The 9,585-nt window shown below is 57.8% G+C and carries 9 protein-coding genes; 6 read left to right on the top strand and 3 right to left on the bottom strand.

From position 1 onward, the window contains the following. Positions 1 to 91 precede the first annotated feature (91 nt). A complete protein-coding gene (locus tag BZK31_RS25370) occupies positions 92 to 823 on the bottom strand; it encodes a phosphatase PAP2 family protein (protein ID WP_083185996.1) in 732 nt (243 codons plus the stop codon). Between the two features lie 178 nt (positions 824 to 1,001). Here BZK31_RS25370 and colR point away from each other — a divergent pair, with 178 nt between their 5' ends. The 5 genes from colR to BZK31_RS25345 all read left to right on the top strand — a co-directional run bounded on the left by colR (position 1,002) and on the right by BZK31_RS25345 (position 4,778). Continuing rightward, positions 1,002 to 1,685 (top strand): two-component system response regulator ColR, encoded by a 684-nt coding sequence (gene colR, locus BZK31_RS25365; protein WP_004881475.1) that lies wholly within the window; start codon positions 1,002 to 1,004, stop codon positions 1,683 to 1,685. Continuing rightward, positions 1,675 to 2,964 (top strand): sensor histidine kinase, encoded by a 1,290-nt coding sequence (locus tag BZK31_RS25360; protein WP_083185995.1) that lies wholly within the window; start codon positions 1,675 to 1,677, stop codon positions 2,962 to 2,964. Before colR ends, BZK31_RS25360 begins: the two co-directional genes overlap by 11 nt. Positions 2,965 to 3,149: 185 nt before the next feature. After that, positions 3,150 to 3,830 carry a class I SAM-dependent methyltransferase gene (locus BZK31_RS25355; protein WP_083185994.1) on the top strand — a complete coding sequence of 227 codons (681 nt, stop codon included), beginning with the start codon at positions 3,150 to 3,152 and terminating at the stop codon, positions 3,828 to 3,830. 4 nt (positions 3,831 to 3,834) lie between these two features. Next, the gene (locus BZK31_RS25350; RefSeq protein ID WP_083185993.1) at positions 3,835 to 4,554 is read left to right on the top strand and encodes a lipopolysaccharide kinase InaA family protein; all 720 of its coding nucleotides are present in this window, start codon (positions 3,835 to 3,837) and stop codon (positions 4,552 to 4,554) included. Beyond that, entirely contained in the window at positions 4,551 to 4,778 is a 228-nt protein-coding gene (locus BZK31_RS25345; RefSeq protein WP_083185992.1) for a hypothetical protein, read from the top strand. Before BZK31_RS25350 ends, BZK31_RS25345 begins: the two co-directional genes overlap by 4 nt. 45 nt (positions 4,779 to 4,823) lie before the next feature. On the opposite strand, the gene BZK31_RS25340 is transcribed toward BZK31_RS25345, so the two are convergent. Beyond that, a complete protein-coding gene (locus BZK31_RS25340; protein ID WP_083185991.1) occupies positions 4,824 to 7,880 on the bottom strand; it encodes a multidrug efflux RND transporter permease subunit in 3,057 nt (1,018 codons plus the stop codon). A 13-nt stretch (positions 7,881 to 7,893) separates the two neighbouring features. Further along, entirely contained in the window at positions 7,894 to 9,045 is a 1,152-nt protein-coding gene (locus tag BZK31_RS25335; RefSeq protein ID WP_083185990.1) for an efflux RND transporter periplasmic adaptor subunit, read from the bottom strand. A 330-nt stretch (positions 9,046 to 9,375) separates the two neighbouring features. Between BZK31_RS25335 and BZK31_RS25330 the strand changes: the two genes are divergently transcribed. Continuing rightward, on the top strand, positions 9,376 to 9,585 hold a 210-nt coding region (locus BZK31_RS25330), incomplete at its 3' end, for a transposase (protein ID WP_167378101.1).

The raw sequence follows: 9,585 nt of genomic DNA, 5'->3' as shown, positions 1-9,585 counted from the left end.
TAAGTGAACAGCATTACGCTTTTGGCGGGGTTTATTGATTAGGAACGGGTAAGGTGTATCGATATAACCCGCTTTTTGCACCCTCGGTCAGCTATTCTGTTTCCCCAGTCAACAGGCTTCTCGGTTCAGGCCGGTAAAGAATAAAGTAATAAACCCCCAGACAAATCAGCCAGCAAAACACTGCCGTCCAGATGTTGTGCGAAAGGAAGTGTGCGCCCTGCAGCATGCGGCCGATGGAAAATACCGTTCCAAGAGTAAAGGCTGCTATCAATCCCAGCCTGGCCAGCTTTGGCTTGCGGTCACGCAGCATGAAGAACAGCGCGAACAGTGTGAAACCGGTTGCGGCATGACCGCCAGGCCAGCAACGGCCGGGCTTGTCGGTGGCTGGACGTGGGCTGAGCAATTCGCTGTAGGTTTCCTGACCGCCGAATTCGGTGAGGCTCCAAGGGCACTGCACCGATGTCACGACTTTGACCGGTGTGACGAAACCAGTGGAAAGGGCCATCGACAGCACCAGACAACCCAGCTCCCGGCGCCAGGGCATCAGACGTTCGACCTTGAACGATGCTGCGAAACTGATCATTGCCAGTACCCCCAAGGCCATGACCACTTGCTTGGCACGGTCGTGAAGCACATCTTCCAGAAAATAGCTGTGCCGACCGATGAAAGCCCCGCTCTCTGCATCGAACGCCAGCCGGGCGAGGTCCATGTCCACGGAAGTCAGCTCCAGCAGAACCAGTAACAAGGCGGTGAGGGCAGGGATGCCCAGGTATATCCAGAAGTTGAGTGGACGGGAACAGCGCGCTGGGGCGTCTTTCAACATGGCAAATCCAGTTCGGTGGAATACACACCGCTTTTCGTGGAGAGCGGCAATTTGTTTCGGAGTGTGTCACGGGAGTTGTGAATCATAGGTGAAAAAAACGTCATGCCATTTCGGCGCTGGCCCTGACGCCCACTTCGTCTTAAGCTGCGCCAGCCCAAACTGCATATGAGAGTGCTCCATGCGAATTCTTCTGGTTGAAGACAACCGCGATATCCTGGCAAACATGGCCGATTACCTGGGCATGAAAGGCTATACCGTCGATTGCGCACAGGATGGCCTCTCGGGACTGCATCTGGCCGCCACCGAGCATTACGACCTGATCGTGCTCGACATCATGCTGCCCGGCATCGACGGCTATACCTTGTGTAAACGCCTGCGCGAAGACGCGCGACGTGATACGCCGGTCATCATGCTCACCGCACGTGATCAGCTCGACGACCGCCTGCAAGGTTTCCGTTCGGGGGCCGACGATTACCTGCTCAAGCCATTCGCCCTGTCGGAACTGGCAGCGCGTATAGAAGCAGTGTTGCGACGTGCCCAGGGCGGAGGGCGGCGTACCTTGCAGGTTTCCGACCTGATCTACGACCTCGACACGCTGGAGGTCACCCGTGAAGGACGCATGCTCAAGCTCAACCCGGTCGGCCTCAAGCTGCTCGCGGTCCTGATGCAGAAGAGCCCGCACGTCTTGCGTCGCGAAATTCTCGAGGAAGCGCTGTGGGGCGACGATTGCCCGGACAGTGACAGCCTGCGCAGCCATGTCCATCAGTTGCGTCAGGTGATCGACAAACCGTTTTCCAAGCCATTGCTGCAAACCGTGCACGGTGTGGGCTACCGCTTGGCCGAGGGCCGGGATGGAGTTTAAACAGAGCCTTGCCCAGCGGATCATCATTGCCTTTGCCCTGATGAGTGCGCTGGTTGCCGGATCCTTTGCCATCGGCATCATTTCCACCGTTCACCTGGTTGAAGAAAAACTCATTTCCGCAGGCCTGGGCGGGGATCTCAACCGCCTGATGCTCATGGACAGCGTCAGCGACTGGAGCCATCGCCCCAAGCCTGACCAGTTGTTCTATTTCACCAATGGCCCTGGCGACTTCGACCTGCCCAAGGATTTGCGGCATCTTGAGCCCGGCTTTCACGAAGTATTTCGCGGACCGTTGTCCTATCACGCGATGATCGAGGTGGTTGACGGCCGACACTACGCATTGCTGCAGGATCAGAGCGATTTCGAAGAGCGCGAACGCGTGCTGTTCGCTGTCGTATTGGTGGGGTTCGTGCTGGCGCTGGCGTTGGCGGTGTTTCTGGGCTGGGTGCTGGCCCGACGCGTAATGGCACCGGTAGTGCGCCTCGCCAGACAGGTTCGTCATCGCGACCAGTTGCTGGGGCTTGCGCCGCCGCTGGCGCCTGATTACGCCGCAGACGAAGTGGGTGAGTTGGCGGTTGCCTTCGATGCCACCTTGGGACGTCTGCGTCAGGCACTGATTCGCGAGCGGATGTTCACCAGTGACGTGAGTCACGAGTTGCGCACGCCGTTGATGGTGCTGGCCAGTTCCTGCGAATTGCTGTTGGAGAATCCGGCGCTCGACCAGCGGGCCCGCCGTCAGGTCGAACGAATCGCGCGCGCCTGTGAAGAAATGCGCGATCTGGTTCAGACGTTCCTCATGCTGGCCCGCACCCAGCGCGAAGACCCGGCCATGACGCCCAAGGCAACGCTGGTGGGCGTCGCCGAACAGCTGATCTCGCAATGGCGTGACCCCATCGAGGGGAAAGGCCTCAAGCTGACCTACAACCCGCCGCCAGACGGTCAGGTGTCTGAGATCCGCTACAACGCCACCTTCTTGCACGCGGTGATGGGCAACCTGCTGCGCAACGCGCTGCATTACACCGATCACGGTTTCATCACGCTGACACTGCAATCCGAAAGCTTCGTGGTGGAGGACAGTGGTGTGGGTATCCCCGAAGAAAAGCGCGAGGCCATGTTCGAACCTTTCGTTCGTGGCAACGAACAACGAGGGGAGGGACTGGGTCTGGGGCTTTCGTTAGTGCAGCGCATCTGCGCCAACCAGGGATGGAGCGTGAGCCTGACGCCGATGGAGCCTCACGGCTGCCGGTTCAAGGTAACGCTGGAAAGCGTAAAACCGTAAATTCGCTACACGTTAGCGCCAATGAGTCGCCCTCGCCATGGCAGGGCGGCGATCACCTCGTGCAAGTCCTTGTAATCTCTGGAAACATCTACCCGGTCAATGTGACGTTTTTTTCACATTCAGATGACCTGACGATGACGGCTGCCTGACTAATTTGGCGGCCATCAACGTCAGGAGATGCTCTTATGAGCGACCGTATAGAACTTGAGTTTTCCCGTAAGTACGACAAGGATCATGCTCGCCAGTACCTTGAAAAACATCAGGACGGTCTCTGGCGCAAGTTATCGCATTATCGCGACGAACAATTGGCACGAAAGGCGTTACACATGGTCGGAGATCCGGGTCTGGTGCTGGATCTGCCATGTGGCGCAGGTCGTTTCTGGCCACTGTTGGCCGAAAAGCCTAACCGTTCGATCATCGGGGCAGACAATTCTGCCGACATGCTGCGAACCGCTTGCGAATCTCAACCGGCAGATATAGTGAAAAGGGTACGGCCCTTGCAGACATCTGCTTTCGCGATCGATCTTCCCGATAATGCCGTGGACAGCATCTTCTGCATGCGTCTGCTGCACCATGTCGGCCAGTCTAGCGACCGAATGGCTCTATTACGGGAATTTCAACGTGTTACCCGTGACAGCGTGATCGTGTCATTGTGGGTGGATGGCAATTTCAAGGCGTGGAAACGCAGAAAGCTTGAAAGCAGGCGTCAGGAAAAAAATGGGCAGGAAAGTTACCAGAATCGTTTTGTGTTACCGGTAACCACGGCAGAAACCGAATTTGAACAGGCAGGTTTTCGCATTCAGAAGCGAATGGATTTCCTGCCGATGTACGCCATGTGGCGTGTCTATGTATTACGTAAAAGGTGAATAGATGGGTTTGCAGTCCTTGAAAGAGCCAGTTGTGAACCCGGATAAAAACGGATTCAGCCATTTCTGGAGCCAGCGCGGCGAATGGGTTGAAGAACCCAATGTGCGCCGTGGCGGTGAAAGCGGTGTGCAAAGGCTTATCACGGATGACGGGCAGACGCTCTACAGCAAACGCCAGACCGGCCATATCTATCGCAGTTGGCTGCATCCGCTTGGGCGCCCTACGGTATTGCGCGAGCGTGACGCACTTGAAGGCCTGAACAAACTGGGCGTCAGCGTGCCGCAAATTGTGTTCTGCGGAGCCGAGCGCACCGAGAACGAGTGGCGGGCGCTGCTGGTCACTGAGGCGCTCGAGGGCTTCGAAGAATTCGACAAATGGGTCGCCAGCGGCGGGCGCGAGCGTTACGGCGAACTGCTGTATGAGCAGATGCTCAATGAAATGGGCACGACGCTGGCCCGTATGCACCTTGGCCGTTGGCAGCACAGTTGCCTGTACAGCAAACATATTTTCGTTCGGGTGACGGGCGAGGGCGCCCAGGTCAGAGCCGACGTGGCGCTGCTCGATCTGGAAAAAGGCCGTCGCCGCTGGACGGCTTATGGTGCTGCGCAGCACGACATGAAACAACTCAGACGCCATTCGTCATTCAACGCCGCAGACTGGCAAAAGCTGGTCTACTTTTATCAAGCGGCGTTTGGGAGCTCTATCAAAGGTTTAGAGTCATGAAGCTCGAAATGGCTAGAGGTTTGTTCGTATTTGCGGCATTGGCGACTGCAACGGTTGCCATGGCAGCACTCGAACAACCTGGAACGAAGATCCTGAGTGCCCAGCACGGAGAAGGGCACTGCCCATTGCCTCGCGCAATGAAGAGTGAGGTGGCAATGAAGCCCGATCACGACTTACTGCTCCTGATGTACAGCCTGGCCCAGGGGACTGGATCGAGAAACTGAATACATCATTGACCTGAAAGGCCCCTGTCGGGGCCTTTTCATTGGTCAGGATTTATTGGTCAGAACGGTTCCTGCTCGCGGTCTGTCGGGGGCTGCCAGCAGCGTATAAACGCAAGGCAGAACGATGAGCGTGAACAGGGTGCCGACGGACATCCCCGTTGCGATTACCGTGCCGATGTCAAAACGGCTCACGGCTCCGGCACCGGTCGCCAGTATCAGCGGCACCATGCCGAAAACCATTGCGGCCGTGGTCATCAATACCGGTCGCAGACGAATCGCAGCGGCTTCTTCCACCGCCTCGCGTGCCGACAACCCTTTGTCACGCCGCAACTGATTGGCGAATTCGACGATCAGAATGCCGTGCTTGCTGATCAGGCCGATCAGGGTTACGAGCCCCACCTGGGTGTAGATATTCATGCTCGAAAGCCCTAGAAACAACGGGATCAGGGCACCGCAAATCGAAAGCGGAACCGTCACCAGAATGACCAGCGGGTCGCGGAAGCTTTCGAACTGTGCTGCGAGCACCAGAAAAATGATCGCCAGCGCCAACGCGAACGTCACCCATAAGGCGCTGCCTTCCTGCATGTATTGCCGCGAGGCCCCGGCGTAGTCATAGGCGAAGCCTTCAGGAGCTTCTTCGTTGGCAATCTGCCGGACCGTATCGAGCGCCTCGCCCATGCTGACGACGGGGAAGCCTTGAATGATCGCCGAATTGAGCTGCTGGAACTGATTCAGCTGCCGTGGCCGTGCGCGGTCGCTGACGGTGATCAGCGTGGACAATGCCAGCAGTTGGCCTTCGCTGTTCTTCACGTAATAGTTATTCAGCCATCCCGGATTGTCGCGATAGGGCCGTTCGACCTGAGCGATCACCTTGTAACTGCGGCCCTCGATGGTGAACCGGTTGATTTCCGCCTCGGCCAGCAGCGTCGCCAGTGTCGCGCCCAGGTCCTGCATGGACACACCCATTTGCGCCGCCTTGGCCCGGTCGATATCGACCACCACTTCCGGCTTGTCGAATGCCAGGTCAATGTCCATGAAGGCAAACTTGCCTGAATCCGCTGCCCGCTTCTTGATGCGTTCGGCCACTTCCAGTAACGCCGCGTAGTCGTTCGGCGTATTGATCACGAACTGAAACGGCAGACCTTCGCCAGTGCCGGGAAGCGAGGGCAGGTTGAAGCCGAAGATCTGCAGACCGGGAATGTCGGCCAGCCGCGCCTGGACATCTGGCAGGATCTCCATCTGGGTCCGGCTTCGTTCGTCCCACGGCTTGAGCAGAAAGCCGCCGACGCCTGTCTGCACGCCGTTGAATCCATTGATCTGGAATGAGGAGTAGTACTCTGGAAACTCCCGAAACAGCTTCACGAAACGGTCCGTGTAGGCGTTGATGTAGTTCAGGTTGGTTGGCTGAGGCGAGGTGGCCATCATGAAAATGATGCCCTGGTCCTCGTCCGGTGCCAGTTCCGATCTGGTGAAGGTGAGCAGAACCGGAATCAGGCACAGGACGATGACCGCAAACACGATCACCACGGGGCGCGTGTCCAGCGTGGCGTGCAGAACCCGTTGATAGCGCACCTTGAGCGCGCCGAACAATTGGTCGAGCTTGTGCGCCAGTCCGCTGGGGTTTTCATCGTGGCGCAGCAGCATGGCGCACATCATCGGCGACAGCGTCAGGGCGACGATGCCGGAAATCACCACCGCTCCGGCCAGGGTCAACGCGAACTCTTTGAACAAGGCACCGGTCAGCCCCTCCAGAAAACCGATGGGCGCATAAACGGCAGCCAGTGTGATGGTCATCGACACCACGGGCATGGCGATTTCCCGGGCACCTTCGATGGCCGCGTCAAACGGCGTCTCGCCTTGCTCGATGTGCCGGTGAATGTTCTCCACCACCACGATTGCGTCATCCACCACCAGACCAATGGCCAGAACCATCGCCAGCAGAGTCAGCAGGTTGATCGAATAGCCCATCAACTGCATGAAGAACAGCACACCGACCATCGACAGGGGGATGGTGATCACCGGGATCAGAACCGAACGTAACGCGCCGAGAAACAGGAACACCACCACGATCACGATCAGGACCGCTTCGACCAGCGTCTTTACCACCTCATGAATCGATGCCTGGATGAACAGCGTGGCGTCGTAGGCGATGGACACCTTGAGGCTCGGCGGCAACTGACTCTCCAGCTGCGGCATGATCCGCCGGACCTCTTTGATGACATCCAGCGGGTTGGAACTCGGCGTGCCTTTGATGCCGATGTACACCGATGGAATGCCGTCGAACGAGCTGACCGAGTTGTAGTTTTCCGCGCCCATCTCGACCCGCGCCACATCGCCAAGCAATACCCGGCTATCGCCATCGGTCTTGAGCGGGATGGCGGCAAACGCTTCTGCCGACTTGAGCTCGGTGGTCGCATTGATGCTTGTCACCACGTATTCGCCTTTGACCTCGCCAGCCGCCGACAGAAAGTTGTAACGCCGCACGGCGTCGGTGAGATCCGCAGCGGTCAGGCCAAAACCTGCGAGGCGCACCGGGTCCAGCCAGAGGCGCATCGCGAACACCTGATTGCCCAGGATCTCGGCTTCGGCCATGCCGGGCAGCGTCGCCAGCTTGGGCTGAATGACCCGAGACAGGTAATCGGTGATCTGCGGGTTGTTCAGTTCCGAACTGTAGAAGCTGATGTACATCAGGGCCGACGCGTCAGCCGCTTCTTTGCTCAGCACGGGGTCTTCGGCGTCCTGAGGCAGCTTGTTCTTGACCTCGTTGGCCTTGGCCAGCAATTCGGTGAACAGCCGGTCGCTGTCCGCGCCGATGCGCGCATAAATGGAGATAATCGAGAAATTCTGGCGACTGACCGACGTCATGTAGTCGATCCCCTCGGCGCTGGCCAGACTCTGCTGCAACGGCTGGGTGATGTAGCCCTGAATGGTTTCCGCGTTGGCACCCGGATAGGCTGTGGTGACCGTGATCAGTGCGTTTTCCATCTGTGGATATTGGCGAATGATCAGCTTGCCTAACGCCTGAAAGCCCAGCAGTATGATCAGCAGGCTGACGACGGTTGCCAGGACCGGACGACGGATGAACGGGTCGGTAAAAGCCATGAAGGTTCCCTGTTCAGTCGGCGCGTGTTGGTGGGCTGGCGTCGGTGGATTGCGTGGCGTCGGCGCTGACAGCGACATGAGCACCGTTGGCCAGCTTGAGCTGACCGCCACTGACCACCTGATCACCGGCCTTGAGCCCTTTGTTGATCACCACCTTGCCGGCACGACGTTCGCCGGTCTCGACGAAACGACGCTCGACCGCGAGCTGTGCCTCGCCAGCGGCGTTCTTCTCGGGTTCGCCGTGCTCGGTGCGCTTCGGTACCACGACATAAACCGAATTGCCGTACAGGGTGTAGGTGATCGCGCTTTCCGGCACCACGATCTGGCTGGGGGCGCTGGGCAGAATGACCTGAAGGTCGGCAAACATGCCTGGCAGCAACCTGCCATCCGGGTTTGGCAGGGCGGCGCGAATCAGCACGTTGCGTGTGTTTTCGTCGACCTTGGGGTTGATCGCGCTGACCGTGGCATTGAACGACTGTCCCGGATACGCCGCGACACTCACCTGCACGTGCTGCCCGACGGCAAGCTTCGGCACGGCCTGTTCGGGCACGTAAAAATCCACATACAGACTGCTGAGGTCTTGCAACGTCGCGATCACAGTGCCGCTGGCCAGATAATCACCGACATCCACCTGACGAATCCCGATGGTACCGCTGAACGGCGCCAGAATCTGTTTTTTGGCCAGTGAGGCCTTGAGCTGCGCGACCGTGGCGCTTGCCTTCTTCAGTTGGGCGGCCAGCTTGTCGAAGTCACCTCGGGAAATCGCCTGATCGCCGACCAGCCGACTGCCGCGTCCGTGTTCGACCTGCGCCAGCCCAAGGTCCGCTTCGGCGGTGCCGAGCAGTGCCCGTTCGACATCGCTGTCCAGTTGCAACAAGGGCTGCCCCACCCGTACTTTCTGACCGGATTCGAACTGCAGCGCCTTGACCGTGCCGGCAATCTCCAGACTCAGGTCCACGCCTTGCAGTGCCTTCAACGTGCCAATGGCCGGAAGCCGGTTCTGCCAGGGTTGCTCGACAGCCGTGACCACCGCCACACTGATGGGCGGTTTAGGCGCGCTGAACTGCTGGATTTGCTGATAGACCGAAAAGGCTTTGTAACCCGCGAGCGCAAGCACCACGAGTAACACAACGCCCAGCATGATCAACATGCGGCGACGCAACATACTCCACATCCTTGGGAAATTTGAAACGGACCGTTTCGCGATAACATTTGAAATCGCAGTATTTCAAATTTAATTGCCAATGCAAGTCTTGAGAAACTATAAAAAAGCAATAACGTCGAATTTCAAATTTTTAGGAAGTTTCTTACTTTTTCATATCGCTGTTCTGACATAAACAATGTGTTGTTTAGCTGTTTATGTTTAGCAGCCTTTCATACGAAGGCAAGTCTGAAAGAGTCGAAAAGATAATCCGCGTGTCATGGCGCTTAGGGATTCTCCGAACATGTCCCCAAATGTGATGAAATACACCTGACCACCTGATCCGAGCCGCCCATGAGCCAGATGAGCTTTTCCGATTTCGAATACGCCGGTAAACGCAAGCAGACACGCCGCGAACGCTTCCTCGCCGAGATGGATCAGGTCGTGCCCTGGGCAGGTCTGCTGGGCCTGATCGAACCGTTCTACCCCAAGGCCGGCGGTGGCAGAAAACCTTATCCTCTGGAAACCATGCTGCGCATTCATCTGCTGCAAAACTGGTTCTCC

It is taken from the genome of Pseudomonas floridensis (assembly GCF_002087235.1).
GTDB lineage: Bacteria > Pseudomonadota > Gammaproteobacteria > Pseudomonadales > Pseudomonadaceae > Aquipseudomonas > Aquipseudomonas floridensis.
This window is presented reverse-complemented; position numbering and strand designations above follow the sequence as displayed.

What these genes read in the sequence shown, in the direction of transcription:
- BZK31_RS25360 (WP_083185995.1), top strand. Translation starts at nt 1,675, where the DNA reads ATGGAGTTTAAACAGAGCCTTGCCCAGCGGATCATCATTGCCTTTGCC.
- BZK31_RS25370 (WP_083185996.1), bottom strand. Translation starts at nt 823, where the DNA reads ATGTTGAAAGACGCCCCAGCGCGCTGTTCCCGTCCACTCAACTTCTGG.
- BZK31_RS25355 (WP_083185994.1), top strand. Translation starts at nt 3,150, where the DNA reads ATGAGCGACCGTATAGAACTTGAGTTTTCCCGTAAGTACGACAAGGAT.
- BZK31_RS25335 (WP_083185990.1), bottom strand. Translation starts at nt 9,045, where the DNA reads ATGTTGCGTCGCCGCATGTTGATCATGCTGGGCGTTGTGTTACTCGTG.
- BZK31_RS25340 (WP_083185991.1), bottom strand. Translation starts at nt 7,880, where the DNA reads ATGGCTTTTACCGACCCGTTCATCCGTCGTCCGGTCCTGGCAACCGTC.
- BZK31_RS25350 (WP_083185993.1), top strand. Translation starts at nt 3,835, where the DNA reads ATGGGTTTGCAGTCCTTGAAAGAGCCAGTTGTGAACCCGGATAAAAAC.
- BZK31_RS25345 (WP_083185992.1), top strand. Translation starts at nt 4,551, where the DNA reads ATGAAGCTCGAAATGGCTAGAGGTTTGTTCGTATTTGCGGCATTGGCG.
- colR (WP_004881475.1), top strand. Translation starts at nt 1,002, where the DNA reads ATGCGAATTCTTCTGGTTGAAGACAACCGCGATATCCTGGCAAACATG.